The sequence below is a fragment of the Richelia intracellularis HH01 genome (assembly GCF_000350105.1).
GTDB classification, from domain to species: domain Bacteria; phylum Cyanobacteriota; class Cyanobacteriia; order Cyanobacteriales; family Nostocaceae; genus Richelia; species Richelia intracellularis.
On record NZ_CAIY01000044.1, the window covers coordinates 94,106 to 111,167 of the forward strand.

Sequence of the window (17,062 nt, forward strand, 5' to 3'; positions counted from 1 at the left end):
ATCACTTTTCTACCTTCTCTATTAGAGTATTAGGGTTTTGTATAAATCTTCTCCAGTAGAACTTAGTAGAGGGAAATAAGATCCAGCTGGATACTAGACTAATTCAATACTTCTGTGAACTTATTTAGTGATAATTTACTAAACTGATTCAATTAGCAGTTTACTATAAACTATTCTTGCATGATTGCTGTACAAATATTCAAAATAATTACCAAGTATAATTGTTTTGAAGCAATTTTGTGGCTGAATACTTTTGTGAATATCTATGTATCAGTATAGTACTGAGCCACTCAAACACCACATAAAATAAGGAATAGGGTTTGGATCGTAATAAGAAAAGCGTAAAAATTCAGAAAAGAAATATAGCAAAATAAACTCAACTACATCTACTAATACGAAAAGTTTCTAGATAAATTCTAAATATCTCAAATCTTGTAGCCAAACTAGATAGAGTAACACCCATGAATAATACCAATAAATATGTATTAATTTTATACTTGCAACTAACTAGTTGAGTTTCACAAATCATGTTGTTTATAAGTAATATCTATACATTATGCTAGGATTTTTAAGATAAATAGAAAACCTAATATTTCAAAAACTTTCCAGAATTCAGTCTAAATCAAAGCTAAAAAGATACTTGCAATACATTAGGCAGATATTATTTACCAATTAAATAAACATTTAAGGGATTGAATTATAAATAGACATACTTAAGAAAATTATGTTGTTCTTATGGAACTAAAAATATATACATAAACATTGACATAGCATAAACTATGAACCCAAAAATTAGGAAGAGTATATTCCAGTTACCCTAGTTTTGGAGAACATTAAGATTGCCAATGTCCATTTTATTTAAAATAGGAACCAATAGCTGAAAAGTAAATACAATTAAAAATATACTAATCAATCATTCATTCATTACCATAAAGCCCGAATAGGGGCATTAATTTGATTAGTCTCATCAATAGGACTGTTTGTAGTATTACTTACTATACCTGGTGTTGCATTGAAACCGTTACTCTGCGCCATACTGCTGGGGAGAACACCATTTTGTGTCTCACTAGTTGCAGTGCTATTAACGTTAATATTAGCAGGTAGTACTCGTGAATCCTTACCATCCATATCTTCCTTCGCATTTTGCTGACCATCTATGGGAAAAGTGATGCCCAATAGAGTACCTATCAAAATTGCCAGACCACCAGCCATTAAAATTAAAGGTGTCCATCTACCCATGTCATTCTTCTCCCTTATCTACTTTTTTGGATTCTGGTATTGACACTACCTCAAAAACATTTTTCCTACAATCCTTAAAATTTAGTCACCCTTATAAAACTTAAAACCTCAGTTTTAAGGTCTATAGGAATCCTATCAGAAACGTGGGGAATGTTTTGTTTTACCCAGTAACTTTACAGATAATACCTCACCTTTAATTTTTAACTATATAAAATGCCACAACAGACAATTTCCACAAAGGTTTTCAATAAAACCCCACATAGATTTTCTTTATAATCGCACTCAATAGTTTTCTCTTGAACTAATACATGAGGCATAATGATATTTCAAACTATTCCTTTATTTAGAATAAACGCACTCTTTGACATGTTTTTTATTCCTACATTTTTCACTTGTAATCCCGAAAATCAAGCACCCAAAATCTACACCTACGATGCAACCCTATAGTACAGAGTCTAATGGAAAGACTTGTTAGTATTGTTAAAAGATAAACCATGTATCGTCTGTTGTCCATAAACTCAGCTATTTTGGAATAACTTTCAATAACTCGTATCTGAAAATGGTAGATAAATTAAAGTTACAAACAATTTTTACTACTAATACCTATCGGGTAATAATTCTTATTCTGGGAAAATATACGCCTAAGTTAAATCAAATACAAAACCGATAAGCCAATATAATATTTATGGTATTACATCGGCTTAATTTAAATAGACCAAAATGTTGCTAATTTAGCAACATTTTGATCTAGGGTAGCAAGTTTGAGTATTTATGCTTGTAGCAGATGTAGTGTTAGTAGATAACTTAGCTATGGTATTAGATAGAAGTGAGCAAAAATGCCTTGAAGGATAATAAATAGATATAAATCATATGATGGCGATTCTAACCTTTATTTTGTATGGTGTTATCTGTAAGTAAAAGTTAAAATTTTAAGAAGGTATAAAATTTAACAGCAATAGATAATAGTTATTGTAAAACTATTATTATTCTTAATATAGAGGAGTTTATGAGAATTCGCCAGCCCAAATACATACGTATACAAAATACTATTATTAGCCAAAGGTTCAAAGACTAACTATAAAATTTTGCTATTATATATTTTGATTAATTTTATAGAGCGGATAATAACATTACACTTGCTTACAGTTTATGACAAGTTTAAATTTTAAGATATTAATCTACTATAATATATTTGCATCTTCATATTTGTTAAAAATATAAATTAAATACCCAGCATATATTTAAGTTATCTTCACACTTTTATTTTAAGAAATTTGTTAGATTTCTATATTATTAAACAAACAAAATATTAGGTAAAAATTGGTTAACTATTATACATATATATTTTCAATAATATGTTTTCTAATAGTCTAAAAACATTAAGTGATTTTGAAGAATAATATCAGAGCTATTTCTATTTGTTTATATACTTACAAAGCCGGAAGCTTTTAAATATCTTCGATCTTGACAGAATAAATTGAAATAATGTTTGGTGTTTTTCAAAATATAAAAACTAATAAAAGTATGGTATACTAACCATTAGTTTAATTCCTTAACTTTAGATTAATTGAATGTTGCTTAACAAAGCATATATCAACATTCATTATTATACTAGCTTCGTTGTTTGAAAATACTTATATATCTGAACTTTATAAAATAAATTAGGCAATTATCTATAATTGAAATTACTACATATGGTAGCATGCCATTAAAGAGTAAAATTAATGGAGAAAGAGTTATGTAGATGTAATTTTAACTTCTAATAATAGCCACTAGTTAGGGAGTGCTAAACACAGTTATAAATCTATAAGAGTTTTTAAGAAGAACTTTAGTACTAAGTTATTAACAATCTATAGGAAATCTCAAGAGCCAAGTACTCTTGAAATACTAAAGTAAGCATTATAAGTCCATGTGTGCTCCTTTTATCTATATTTTATCATCTAAGTGCTTCTTACTTAAGTTTACTTAGGCTATAAAATGTATTTCTAACTTCAGCTACCGTCCATTAAAAAAATACTAACGTTTATGCAGACTTATATCTGGTAAAGACTTCTTATAATTTTTTCTTGAACTATAAAGTTGATCGTCAATCATCCATCATGCTTAGATTACTCCTTATTACATCCATCAAATTTAGATCTTGACTCTGATACTTTTTAGTTAAGTACGTCTTTAGTCATTATATTTTTTTGAAAAAAGGCAAAACATAAAAGTTTTGGGGTGCTTGGACTTGATTACAATTTATGAGTTCCCCAATGAACCTTACACTTATAGTCCAAATTCGCCTAAAATGCGCTTGTTCTACATGAATTAATGTATTTAAACATTATGGTCAATCAATCTCCTATTCCTGTTGTTGTTAATGGTGCTGCTGGTAAAATGGGGCGTGAGGTAATTAAAGCATTGTCACAAACAACTGATATGAATTTGGTGGGTGCTATTGATATAAATCCCGAACATCAAGGTAAAGATATAGGAGAATTATCTGGGTTGAGTAGACCACTGGGAGTTCCTATTACCAATCAACTAGAACCATTACTCCTAATTGCTTCTCAAGAGAAGCAATTAGGAGTAATGGTTGATTTTACTCATCCAAATATTGTCTATGACAATATTCGTAGCGCAGTTGCTTATGGTATTCGTCCTGTAGTTGGAACTACAGGATTAAGTCTGGAACAGTTACAGGATTTAGCCGAATTTACTGCTAAGGCAAGTACAGGATGTTTGGTAATTCCAAATTTTTCTATTGGGATGGTGTTATTGCAACAAGCAGCGGTAAAGGCCTCCCAACATTTCGATCATGTGGAGATCATCGAATTACACCATAATGAAAAAGCTGATGCACCTAGTGGAACTGCTATTAAAACTGCGGAGATGTTGGCTGATATGGGTAAGAGTTTTAATGTACCAATAGTGGAAGAGAAAGAAAATTTAATAGGTTCTAGAGGGTTTGAAGGGCGTGAGGGTATTAGAATCCACAGCATACGTTTACCAGGATTAATAGCTCACCAGGAGGTAATATTTGGTGCACCAGGACAACTTTATACCTTGCGTCATGATACTAGTGATCGCGCTTGTTATATGCCAGGATTATTACTAGCAATTCGTAAAGTTATAGGGTTAAAGTCCTTAGTATATGGATTAGAAAAAATCCTTTGACCAAATTATTAACCCCTCAATCAAAAATCTAAAATCCAGAGTTTTCGATGCTTGTCCCAATTACTCGCCAAAAATTTGAGCAGTTAATACCCTTAGTTGCAACTGCCTCCCAATATAAGTACTATTGGGGCAAATTCCCTGATATCTTGCAACGATTATTAATTTCCGTTGTCTCAGCATCAATAGCTGTGATAGTTAAAACCATTCTTGGGAGCAAATTTGATTCTATCTTATTTCTATTAGGACTTATAGGGAGTTTTTATTGGTTGTGGGCACCTGTATTTTGGGCAAGCATCTGCAATGTAAAATGTCGTCGTTATAAGTACAGCGGGTTTTTTCAAGGCAGAATTTTAGATTGGTGGATTACTGATGAGCTAATGGGACAACAAGAAACTGTAAATAATCAGGGTGAGCTAGTAATTGTAGAAAACAGGGAGAAACGTATTAACTTGGAAGTTGGGGATGAAACAGGATTTTCTACCCAAGTACAGGCACCACTAAGAGTTGCATACAAAGCAATTGCAATTGGTCAAAAGGTGGAAATGTTAGTCATGTCTAACCATACTGATCTAAGTAGAATTGAGGGCATTTCTGAATTATTTATTCCGAGTAGAGAATTATGGGTTAATGATTATCCTTACATGCGCAGAGATATATTTATGGAAATGAGCCACCATCTTCGCGAATCTCCAGAAATGCAAACAGCGAAACACCGATGGCACAAACGTAGAAGTAGAGATTAGGACTGCCTTTACTTTTGATACTGTTCTTATAAGCCTATCAATCCAAATTTCATAACTTCATTAAGATATTACATAAAAAAATTATAATGACCTCTACAATCCATGATTCTTATATCAACAATCGAGAGGAATCGATAATATTGATTTATTTTTGTTTTTTACTAGAAATATTTGATGTTATTACTGCTATAGCCAAAGCCATTTCAAACAAATTCATTCAATTAATCCAATCGACTGAATTTGTTTGAAATTAATTGAACAGAAAATATATCATCCTGACAAAACCTGACAAGATATTTCATGTTGACGGCCATAATAACTACCACTTTGAATATTAGAATTGCAAGCATTTTCACTATCTATTGCTACCAAGCTTTTAGTATGACTATATACATGAGAAGACATTTATCAATGGAGTCTTTCATACCAACATTACAAGACTTTTATATTTGATAAAATAATAGCTATTTAACAGGGTCTTGTAACAGTAGTTGACAAAGGAAAAATGTTTGGATAGGATTTATTCAGTGTGAGGGGTGATTTAAGAATGGGCACCGAGACGAAACATGGCCAGTCGTCGGTGCCCGTTCTCATTTTTAGTGTTATTTATCAATTTGAGAGTGTCTAATTTCAGTTTTAAATTTATGCGATATACCCCAAAAACTCCCAAATTCTAGACTTACCTATAGCCTGAACGTTAAGAGCTTTCATTGATTTTAATTATTGTAATTTAATTCCCATAATTTTCTGTTGTTCTTGGCTATCTGTATGTAGCCCTACAGTGCAACAGGGGAAAATTTTCATGGAGAGTACCAATAATATACAGTTCTCCCGGAAACTGAACTATTTAATTCTGGTCATTTTTGCTTCGGCTATCCTATGCCCACAATTACCGATAGCAGTATCAATGATTAACAGCAAATATTTTAGAAATATACATTTTGATTTTAATTTATAGTAGGTTATTTCCTATGATGTACTACAGATTAAGGGTTAGTCATTGTTGTTTCTAGAACTTGGGTTTATTTACCCCCTAGAGTTTCCCAACAGAAATCTATTGATTGCTACAGCTACCCCATCTTCTTTAAAACTAGGAGCAACCCACTGAGCTGCAGCTTTTACCGGAGCAGGAGCATCAGACATAGCTACCCCAATACCTGCATATTCTATCATTTCCAGATCATTGAAATTATCGCCAATGGTCATAACGTTACAAGATAGTAATCCCAGGATCTCCTCTGCAAGGTACTTGACTGCTGTACCTTTATTGACTTGAGGGTGAGCAGCTTCAAGAAAAGTGGGAAGAGATTTTGTCAAGTAGAGTTGGTTAGGATTGTACTGATATCGTATATTTTGCATTAATTGATTGATTATATTATGGTCTTTACATAAAGCTAAGATTTTTGTAGGTTCGTTGTCTAAAGTCTTACGTAAATCCCCCACAGGAATAGGTTTTACTCCAGAGCGTTGTGCGTACGCTTTCGTATCCTGACTGAGCTCGCGCACATATAACTTATCATTTATATAAAAATGAACTGATAGAATGTCTCTGAGTTTTGGTTGTTCAAAATATTCTAATAACTTCTCAGTAATTAATCGAGGAACAACTAAATGGCGGTGATTCACATTTGTTATTGGTTCTTGAATCCAAGCTCCTTGATAGGCAATTATAGGCAAGTCAGAAATGACTTCTTTATAAAACTGCAATGCAGAGCAGTACATCCTCCCTGTTGCAATCGCCGTTCTGATTCCTTTGGATCTGGCTCTGTCAATAGCCTGTTTTACTATTTTCCTAACACTATTATCATCCCCAACAATTGTACCATCAATATCTACTACTAGGAGTTTAATATCTGGGTTAGGAATTTTGGTATTTGCAGTTATGGCTGTGTCCTGCATAATGTAGTTATTCAAACCTGAATGAGATTATTTTTAATAACCTACCAAGATTATGTCGTTAGAACCAAAAATAAATCATTTAGCTTTACATTATTAAATTTTATGATTTTACATTTCTTATTTTATTTTCTTTAACATAATTATATTTTCCATTATTACTAATGGTTACTATTACTGTTATCCATCACTCAAGTTCCTTAAAAGTAACACATCGAGTCCAATTATCACCAGCACATTGGTATGTATAAACTAATACTAAATAAACAGAGTAGCGTGGACTAGTTCAATGTTCATAGAAAACTAATAAGCAAGAATTATTACATTGTTGTTAAATAACTCAGAATTTAAGTTGAAATATTTCAAGACTGGAAATATTTTGGTGAATATCATTACTTTATACACATCAAGTAAAATTTCTATAATTCAGCAGTGGTAACAAGCATAAAATAATTATAAAAATATTCAATCTGGATTGTACAAACTGCACTTATCTGATGATCATCAGATAAGTGCAGTTTGGCAAAAGGATTATTGAGAACTAAATGATCATAGACTTAACCCTTTATTTTTATTAATTTCATTAGTAGTATAGCTCACGGTTTTCTGTAGTTATACTTGTCCTATCTTTTCATAAACTTTAACTGGGTTTATCTTTCCTCAGAAGCTTCCTTAACTTTTCCTCTAGCTTTTTCAGCACATGAAAAAATAATAAATTGGACTTAGAGCTTTCAATCTGATAATTAACGATAAAAGTACTCGGTATTTTAGGTTTTTTGAGAAGAACATAGCTTTAATAACTTTTATTTATCTACCTAATAAATTGTTTCCGGTTTCTTGGCTATTTAAGCAGTACCTTGAATCGGTCTCCTGAGGGCGCTGAATATCTATATAGGTATTGACAGATTATAATAGTTGAAATTATCACAACTAAGTACAAACTTGCATTTAAAAATCAGAAGTAATATTTTATGTATGATACACTTCTGCTTACCTTAAACCACTTATTTTCCATCTTAATCTTCTTGTTAAGCTGTTATCTATCTAGTAGCTTTGTTGTTATTTATCTATCCAATAATTTTTCATATCAAGAACTTTATCACTAAGTGATTCAATCAATATTCTGAATAAATCTCTAGAAAAATAATGGGATATATTGGTAAACCTGCTAAAAGTATCAATAAATTTTTCCTGCAAAACTAAAGACTTTAATTGTAAGTATTTATCTTTTTTGCAACCTTGACTAGTTTAAAACTAATATTCTGTTAAAGGTTAGGATTTGTTGTGGTAATTTGGGCATATTTACTTTCGTAGTGCACGATTCTAGCTTAGAATTTTGCTGTGTTTGCTGTGATCAATATATACACTTTTAAATAAAAAATTTTCAAGTATCTTACTTAAGACTTGACTTGTAGTCATTCCAATCTAAGTTAATAGCCAAAAAAATGAAAATAATTTATTTTGAAAAAAGTATAGTCTTAATTCTATATAGACTATTTTTATCTTCTCTTCATTAATTATCTACTGCAAAATCCTCGAAATTTAGTGCCTGTTGAGGAATAGCAGCAATAATTGCATCAATTACCTTGGAAACTGGCATAATTTCAATGTTAATACTGGGGTGTTTTTGTCCATTAGGTATAATTGCTCGCTTAAAGCCTAGTTTGGCTGCTTCCTTTAACCTTAATTCCATTTGAGATACAGAACGCACCTGTCCTCCTAATCCTACTTCTCCAATTAATACTGTACCAGGGTCAACAATGCGATCACGGAAACTTGCAACCACAGCAATCGCCATCCCCAAGTCTACTGCTGGTTCTTCTACATTTAACCCCCCAGCAGAAGCAACATAGGAGTCTAATTTAGACATGGGTATACCCACACGCTTTTCCAATACCGCTAAAATTTGAACTAATCTGCTATAATCAACACCAGTAGTAGAGCGGCGTGGGGAAGAATAACTAGTGGGACTAACTAGGGCCTGTAGCTCAACTACTATTGGACGAGTACCCTCACAAGCCACTACAATTGCTATACCCGGTGCAGGGTCATCACGATTGCCTAAAAATAACTCACTGGGGTTAGGTACTTCCTTCAAGCCATTTTCAACCATTTCAAAGATCCCTATTTCATGGGTAGCTCCAAAACGGTTTTTTACTGTCCTTAATAACCTATGGGAAGCAAAGCGATCTCCCTCAAAATATAATACTGTATCTACTAGATGTTCTAATACTTTTGGCCCGGCTATTGCCCCCTCTTTAGTAACATGACCAACAATAAACATTGTAGTATTTCTATGTTTAGCCACTTTCATTAAAGCGGAAGTGCATTCCCTCACTTGTGCTACAGAACCAGGAGCAGAAGTCAAATTTGGGAGAAAAATTGTCTGAATACTATCAATTACCGTCAAATTGGGTTGCAGAGATTCTATCTCATTTAAAATATTTTCCAAATTTGTCTCTGGCAACACATATAAACCTGATTGATGGAGATTAATAGCTGCTAATTCCTCTGAAGATACTATGTTTGATGAATGGTTATAACTGCTACAATTTATATCCTCTGGAAAGTATTCTGTCACCCCTAAACGAGATGCCCTAAGTTTGATCTGTTGTCCTGACTCTTCTCCTGAAACATAAAGAGTCCGATGATTTTGAGCCAGTTGATTCGAAACCTGTAAAAGCAAAGTAGATTTGCCAATCCCAGGATCACCACCAATTAACACCATAGAACCTGGAACGACTCCCCCTCCTAATACCCGATCTAGCTCTTCATATCCAGAAGCCCAACGTAACAATTGACTATCACTAATTTGATCAAACCTTACTGCAGCTCTTGGTTTAGCTGATTTTTGGTTAGACCCCCTATTACCTTGTGGTAATTTCCCCCTATTTATTATTCCACTGGTCAAATCAGTTGCTGAATGAATAATAATTTGCTCTTCCAAACTGTTGTAAGTTCCACAGGATAGACACCTCCCAAACCACTGAGAAGACTCTGCACCACATTCATTGCAAACATAATATATCTTTGGCTTTGCCATTCTTAAATCTTAATTAAGTATTTTCACTTTATTTTTGCCATTTATAAAAGTCTAATGCTATTAGTGTTTATGATGTTGATTAAACATATTAATAAGATAGTGTCTTAAGTATTATTAATATTATGATATTGAAAACTCATAGTAATACACTTGTATTAGGGAGAACTTATAAATTTGGAAAGTCATAAAGAAAAAATTTTGGTGGTAGATGACGAAGCTAGTATTCGTCGTATTCTAGAGACACGTCTATCTATGATTGGTTACGATGTTGTAACTGCAGGCGATGGCGAAGAAGCTTTAGATATATTCCACAAAACATCCCCTGATTTAGTAGTTTTGGATGTAATGATGCCAAAAATTGATGGTTATGGAGTTTGTCAAGAACTACGTAAGGAATCTGATGTTCCCATTATTATGCTCACAGCTTTAGGTGATGTTGCTGATCGCATTACTGGTTTAGAATTGGGTGCAGATGATTATGTGGTTAAGCCATTTTCTCCTAAGGAACTTGAAGCAAGGATTCGCTCAGTTTTAAGACGAGTAGACAAAATGGGAGCTTCTGGAATTCCTAGCTCAGGTGTTATTCAAATTGCCAATATTAAAATTGATACTAACAAACGTCAGGTATACAAAGGTGATGAGCGAATCCGACTTACCGGTATGGAATTCAGTTTGCTAGAATTGCTAGTTGGTCGTTCAGGGGAAGCTTTTTCCCGTTCTGAAATCTTACAGGAAGTATGGGGATATACTCCTGAACGCCATGTAGATACACGTGTGGTCGATGTCCACATATCTAGACTGAGAGCCAAGTTAGAAGATGATCCCAGTAACCCAGAATTAATTCTGACAGCTAGAGGCACTGGTTATCTTTTTCAACGTATTATTGAACCAGGAGAGGAGTAAGTTGGGAAATCAGTAACTGAGGAGAGATGTATCTCGTAATCTAGTTATTGGTTTTTTACGCTTAAACTCTGACTCGGTTTCTAATTACCGACTAAAATAACTTGACAAATCAAAAATTTCAAGTATGGTTCAGTCTGATCCAAAAAAATTATACGCTATTTGCCTATATTTATTGGTGGTTTAGGAGCTTTACTTTTGCTAGTTAATCGTTTGACAACTCCAGAGATCACTAGTTCCCAGGCACGAGGAGACATATTGGGGGTAGTGTTAAGTTCAGTATTGATATTGACAGGATTGATTTGGCAACAGGTACAGCCCAAAACCCCTAATGCAGTTCAATTAATCGGTAATAAGGGGTTTGAAATGCTCCCAGAACTACCGCAGGCAGTAAAAACAGAACTAGCTTGGGCTTCACATTTGCTGCTAACAAATACAGTTACCCAATCACTCTTGATTTTATTTCAAGGTCAGGTTTTATTACGTCGTGGAATTCTGGGACCTAGATCTGACGTAGAACCAGGAAGTATCTTAAACCGAGTACTTCAAACTGAAAAGCCTATTTATCTAGTTGACTTAAATATTTATCCTGGCCGAGTAGAGTTTGGTTTTCTACCAGATAATACGCAAGGAATAATTTGCCAGCCCATTGGAAATAAAGGTGTATTAATATTAGGTGCTAATGCACCCCGCAGTTATACGAAACAAGACGAAAGATGGATCGCTGGAATAGCTGACAAATTAGCTGTTACCCTCAATATAATTGATAGCATTTGAATAAAGTTTCATTCTTACTATAATTAATAGAATTCTTAATTGCGATTATCTAATATTTTATTGGTAAGTACAGAAGTTGATCTTTTATCTAGTTACTTATTTAAATAATAGGGGTGTGTTGGTAAGTTAAGATAGATAAGGATTTTTATTATATTTTTTTATTGCTGAGTTTTCCAGAGGTTTACCCGGCTTTATAATTTTTTACTTCTTGAATATGAATGCTATTCAGATATTTGATTTAGAGTGACAGTTGCAGAATATATTTATCGCCATCAATTGCCATTTCTACTAATTGATAGCAATAAATATAATAAAGTGGTTAACAACTAAATTAATGTTACTCTAAAAAATAGAGAGACTAAAATAAAACATAAATTTAGAGATTCTAAAATTACTAATGTCATTATCTATATACATCTTGGATAAAGATAACAGACAATAAAAATAAATAAAATTGCAGAAACACGCAGTAAAATGAAAATCAGGAGTATAATCAGAATATCTAAAATAAGCTGCAACTACATTTTGGAAAGGTTTAACTAAACTGATAAATAATTGACATCTAAATATATAATTTATAAAAGTTTCTGAAAGAAATATCCTAACTATTAAATGCTAAAATTTAAATTATAATTTCGGTATTTATAATGGAATTCAAATAGTAAGTTTTCTAAAAAAGAAATTAATAGAAAAACATATAATAATCAAATTCTTATCCTTGTTGAGTGAGTATAATTATTGTGAATATTTTTATTATAAAAGACAGTAGTAACTCAGCTAAATATAGCTTGATATATAAGCAAATTTAGTGAACATAAACTGATAAGTAGATAAAAATTAAATACTTATATTGATAGAATCAGGAATTTTATTCAAGCTTACCAGATTAATCTCAATAGAGATAAAATATATTGAGTAGTTAAAATAATAAGAATATTTGCGGATATTGCTGATAAATATAAGTTATATTTATCTAGTTGTTATTCTTGTTCTATTCTGAATTAAGACAATAGAAGATAATAAGATTTGCACTTATTCATAAATTAGGTTATGCAGTTAAAACTCAATATATCTGTCAATAAAATTTATGTTTTGATTTAAAGTTACTGGTTAAACTTCCTAGTTGAAATACATAACAGATTAATCAGCACTAAATTAGTTAGATAGGGGTTATCAAAACTTTACCTCATTCCGAAAATCTCAGGATATTAATAAGTCCTGTAGATAAGCACCAGAATTTCAAATTAAATTAGAGTATCCCATTAAATCATAGATTGATACATCTGAATACTGTGTTAGTCATATTGTAAACGAGTCTACAATATAAAGTTAAATAGTGACAGTATTTATTACAAGTAAATATAACCTAACAATAACGTAATAAATATCATATTTGAAATCATAATAAGAAAAGTCAGCGATATTTATTACCCAATGGAGCAGCTTCAAAATGGTAATACTATAAATTGGTATTATATATATTTATTACCACTAAGTACATTTTACACTTCATTTCTAACCAAGCTGTCAAGATAATGGTTAGCCTCTATTATGCAGATACCTTATTTAAATTGTCCAAATTTAGATATTAATATGGATAATAGACTGATATAACATCTCAATTAAAGAAAATAGCTAAATAGTCTTTATATAAAAGTAAAATAATTAAGATAGTGTATGATTCTTTAGCCGTAATTCTAGTCTAAATAAAATCATTGATACATATACTATAGTTATACAAAAAATTGCATTTTCCCATCGCCAGTATACACTAATATGATAGTAATAATTCCAAGATAATTGATGGTAATACGACTAAAGCTGTTACTAACATAATAGTAATCAACCCAGCTAATCCTCCCTAAAATATGAAGATAAAACCATAATAAGCACCATCATAAATTAGCTGAAAATAACCATTTAAAGATATCAAGCACTACCAAGGAAAGCCAAATAGTTAAAAAAGTGCAAAGCCTAGAGTTAAATTTGACATATATATGGTAGTGATTATATCAATATAAAACTCAATTACTAACCCATTGTGAGTAATTATTAAATGATGATATTTGCCATCAGTAAAAAAATCTGGAATTACTAAATGTGGATTAGTAGCATTATTCCTACTTAGTAGTGTACACATTCTCAAAACCAGATTATATTTATCTTGAGATAATAAGGTAAAGTTGCGTTTGTATATATACTGCGAAAGAGAAATTATCCTAATTAAACCATCCTGATATATATATTTTGCTTGAAATTTTGTGCTGAAAGTAAATTGGGAAGTATGACGAATATGGATCGTAATTAAACTAGCTGGGTATAGTGTTTTTAACCATTGATTAGAAGATAAATAAACACCTTAATTACATCTTATATTTTTCTGTTATCTTTGCAAATATAAAGGTAGAGCATTACCTATAATATCAACAAACCTATTCTCACTTGCAAAGGATAATTAGTAATTAAAGCAGGGTGGTTATTTGGTAATAGCTTATTTTCGCAAAAGCCCTCGCTACCTCTTCCTTAGAAATAGCCTGATTTGCAATTACCAACTTGGAAATATAACCTTCCTAAGCTCCATGTCCTGTTACTTCCTTCACAAGATTCAAATAATATTGTGGATTCTAATTACTTAAACTAGTGATGATAGGTAAACTTAAAGAAATTGTTAGATATAAAATACTGTACGTAATAGCGATGATGATTAAATTACTTATAGATAAAGAATTATGAGAAGTATTTGTTGATAGCTAAATAGAATACTTCATTCTATATTTCCACATACAAAAAAGATAATTCCCAGCCGTTCACTAATATTATTGTTAATAAAATTAGCTACAATTATTACTCTGGAAGATTTTAATAATTGTAGCATTTTCACAGTCAAAGATAAGCTAAAACTGATAATAAATACTATTATTAGTAATGTGAAAATATTGAGTTTATACGTCTTTATCAAAAAAGCTATTAAGGAGAATCTAAAAGGAAAAAATAATAAAATATTATTGATAGAATCACTAATATTTATAGTATGGCGAAACGCATAAAATAAATTGTTAATTTCTACAATTAAACTATATGAAAAGTTGAAAGGAAATAGTGTAGCTAAAATTATAGTACTAATACTGACACTAACTGCCTAAGGAGATCCTAATTTTAAAGCCACATATAATCCTTTTTTTAATAGATTTTGGTATTTTAGCGCTGATTCATACAATCATGAAGCGCTGCTTATTGTTGTAGGTTAGTTATATTTATGATTAGAGATACCATATTCATGGTTGTTAAATAATTCTAGTTATATTGATATCAATCTCTTCTTTTATTACCACTCTAAAGTTTTATTTAAAAAATAAATCACTATTTTTATTGCTATATATACTTGAATATGTAATACCACTTTATAAGTTTTTTACTATGTATTTATCAAAGTCTAATAGTAAATTAAATAAAATTTTAGAGATAAATTAACTTTAATAAATAAATTCATTCAATAATGGATAGATAAAATAGATAACTTTCACTTGAAGTAATATCAATACTTCACTGATTTTATATAATAAGACCTGCTATATAATACTATACAAACATATATAATGAGGAAGTTAAAACTATGGATAAAGATCTACAGGGCTTAGAGATTACTCCACAAGAGTTAAGATATCTTACGAATTTACCTGTCAAGTATGAATTAACAAAAGTAAAAAACTATTTTCAAATAATATTTAGGCTTTGGACTCATAAGTTTCAAGTTTCAGAAAGCCCCACAATCTTTTTCTTAGGATTATCTTTATACATTATTACTTATTTACTTTTTAAAGTAATGATTAATTTCTTGATGCTCTGGCTACCTCTACCATCTATACCATCTTGGATTTTACTTATACTATCAATTTTGTCTTTAATTTATTTAACTCAATTTAGTTTATATTTGCTTTGGTGGCAAAGAAAAAAGATAGTGAATGTTAATATGACAGCTCCTCTGAGAATTTTGTTAAATGATATTGATAGATATAATGCTTTGATTAGAGTTATAGATATTAACGATCAGATAGAAGCAGCAGGAAATCAGGAAGTAGCACTTAAAGATAGGGATAAAGTAGTATCAGCTTTAAAAATAGCAAGAATTGATTTAGTAAAAGCACTAAAAACAGAAAAGATATTAAGAGAAAACAAAAAATTTATTATTAACAACAGTGATTTATTTACAGAGAATTTAACTAATTTAACCGGAGCATATATAACAGAAAAAGCAGCTGAACATGGAAGACTACTAAATGAAACATTACAGATAATACTCGAGGTTGAAAATGAAATGGAAAAATTACAAGGTCAGTCTTAAGTTTCTATTTTTTTGGAATTATTTGAGTGAATTTTAATAAAATAACCTCGGTAGTGTATTATTTCCACTCCTAATATCAAATATATACAAATTCTAATTGGGATTTAATATAACAATACTGTAAGTTCGAGATTGAAGTTAATGATTACCAGGATAATGAGCAATATTTATTGGCAAGAAATATCAAGTAATTGGGTTATAGTACCACGTAATCCCATCGGTATTGTTCATTTCTTAGGTGGAGCATTTGTTGGTTATTTACCCCATATTACTTACCGCTTATTATTAGAAAATCTGTCGGCAAAGGGTTTTATTATCATTGCTACTTCATTCCTCAATAGTTTAGACCATATTACAATTGCCAAACAAGCTTTACTTGACTTTGATCAGGCTTTACTATACCTACAAAAAAAATCTGTACTTGGTAAAGCCTATCTACCAATTTATGGAGTAGGGCATAGCATGGGGTGTAAAATTCACTTACTTATTGGTAGTCTTTATAAAGTAGATAGGGTTGGTAATATACTCATCTCGTTCAATAACTATGCAGCAAGTGATGCTATTCCTTTGGTGGAAAAGTTAAACTCTAACTTAAATATTGAATTTACCCCCACTCCTCAAGAAACACAAGATTTGGTTCATGAAAATTATAATATTCGCCGTAACCTGTTAATAAGATTCACCCACGATACTCTTGACCAATCAACAATTTTAAGGAAAATTTTACAACAACGCTTTCCAGAGATGCTAACAGCAAAAACCCTACAAGGAAATCATTTCACACCAATTAATCAAGATTTGAGTTGGAAACTAGGTAGAGAATTTAATCCTTTAGATGCTATGGGACAGTGGCTTAGACAAGAAGCATATAGGGATTTAAATCAATTAAAATACACTATAAATGTGTGGTTGAACCCACTAGCAATATTTTCCAGGAAATCTCTATAAGAGTTTGCTCAATAT

9 protein-coding genes and 1 pseudogene are annotated in these 17,062 nt (G+C 31.3%); 6 read left to right on the forward strand and 4 right to left on the reverse strand.

Annotated features, from left to right (window positions below):
• Positions 1-924: 924 nt before the first annotated feature.
• On the reverse strand, positions 925-1,239 hold the full coding sequence (locus RINTHH_RS05245; RefSeq protein WP_008233752.1) for a hypothetical protein: 315 nt from the start codon (positions 1,237-1,239) through the stop codon (positions 925-927).
• A gap of 2,328 nt (positions 1,240-3,567) precedes the next feature.
• On the opposite strand from RINTHH_RS05245, the gene dapB reads away from it, so the two are divergent.
• Entirely contained in the window at positions 3,568-4,398 is an 831-nt protein-coding gene (dapB, locus tag RINTHH_RS05250) for a 4-hydroxy-tetrahydrodipicolinate reductase (RefSeq protein WP_044304693.1), read from the forward strand.
• Between the two features lie 47 nt (positions 4,399-4,445).
• The gene (locus RINTHH_RS05255) at positions 4,446-5,141 is read left to right on the forward strand and encodes a phosphate ABC transporter permease (RefSeq protein WP_008233759.1); all 696 of its coding nucleotides are present in this window, start codon (positions 4,446-4,448) and stop codon (positions 5,139-5,141) included.
• Positions 5,142-5,411: 270 nt separating this feature from the next.
• On the opposite strand, the gene RINTHH_RS11365 is transcribed toward RINTHH_RS05255, so the two are convergent.
• The 3 genes from RINTHH_RS11365 to radA form a co-directional block, all read right to left on the reverse strand.
• A complete protein-coding gene (locus RINTHH_RS11365) occupies positions 5,412-5,546 on the reverse strand; it encodes a hypothetical protein (protein ID WP_008233761.1) in 135 nt (44 codons plus the stop codon).
• 621 nt (positions 5,547-6,167) lie between these two features.
• Positions 6,168-7,040 carry a Cof-type HAD-IIB family hydrolase gene (locus RINTHH_RS05260; protein WP_008233762.1) on the reverse strand — a complete coding sequence of 291 codons (873 nt, stop codon included), beginning with the start codon at positions 7,038-7,040 and terminating at the stop codon, positions 6,168-6,170.
• A gap of 1,510 nt (positions 7,041-8,550) precedes the next feature.
• Positions 8,551-10,080: a DNA repair protein RadA gene (gene radA / locus RINTHH_RS05265; protein ID WP_008233763.1), complete on the reverse strand. Its 1,530-nt coding sequence runs from the start codon at positions 10,078-10,080 to the stop codon at positions 8,551-8,553.
• 174 nt (positions 10,081-10,254) lie between these two features.
• Between radA and rpaB the strand changes: the two genes are divergently transcribed.
• From rpaB to RINTHH_RS05285, 4 genes and pseudogenes are all read left to right on the forward strand, one after another.
• Positions 10,255-10,983 (forward strand): response regulator transcription factor RpaB, encoded by a 729-nt coding sequence (rpaB, locus tag RINTHH_RS05270; RefSeq protein WP_008233764.1) that lies wholly within the window; start codon positions 10,255-10,257, stop codon positions 10,981-10,983.
• A 124-nt stretch (positions 10,984-11,107) separates the two neighbouring features.
• A pseudogene (locus RINTHH_RS05275) lies at positions 11,108-11,757 on the forward strand (cofactor assembly of complex C subunit B).
• A 3,613-nt stretch (positions 11,758-15,370) separates the two neighbouring features.
• Positions 15,371-16,099 carry a hypothetical protein gene (locus RINTHH_RS05280; protein ID WP_008233766.1) on the forward strand — a complete coding sequence of 243 codons (729 nt, stop codon included), beginning with the start codon at positions 15,371-15,373 and terminating at the stop codon, positions 16,097-16,099.
• 165 nt (positions 16,100-16,264) lie between these two features.
• Positions 16,265-17,047: a DUF1350 family protein gene (locus RINTHH_RS05285; protein ID WP_044304748.1), complete on the forward strand. Its 783-nt coding sequence runs from the start codon at positions 16,265-16,267 to the stop codon at positions 17,045-17,047.
• The last annotated feature ends 15 nt before the right edge of the window (positions 17,048-17,062 follow it).

Coding starts and splice junctions, on each gene's coding strand:
- RINTHH_RS05255 (WP_008233759.1), top strand. CDS start 4,446: ATGCTTGTCCCAATTACTCGCCAAAAATTTGAGCAGTTAATACCCTTA.
- RINTHH_RS11365 (WP_008233761.1), bottom strand. CDS start 5,546: ATGTCTTCTCATGTATATAGTCATACTAAAAGCTTGGTAGCAATAGAT.
- RINTHH_RS05245 (WP_008233752.1), bottom strand. CDS start 1,239: ATGGGTAGATGGACACCTTTAATTTTAATGGCTGGTGGTCTGGCAATT.
- RINTHH_RS05260 (WP_008233762.1), bottom strand. CDS start 7,040: ATGCAGGACACAGCCATAACTGCAAATACCAAAATTCCTAACCCAGAT.
- radA (WP_008233763.1), bottom strand. CDS start 10,080: ATGGCAAAGCCAAAGATATATTATGTTTGCAATGAATGTGGTGCAGAG.
- RINTHH_RS05280 (WP_008233766.1), top strand. CDS start 15,371: ATGGATAAAGATCTACAGGGCTTAGAGATTACTCCACAAGAGTTAAGA.
- dapB (WP_044304693.1), top strand. CDS start 3,568: ATGGTCAATCAATCTCCTATTCCTGTTGTTGTTAATGGTGCTGCTGGT.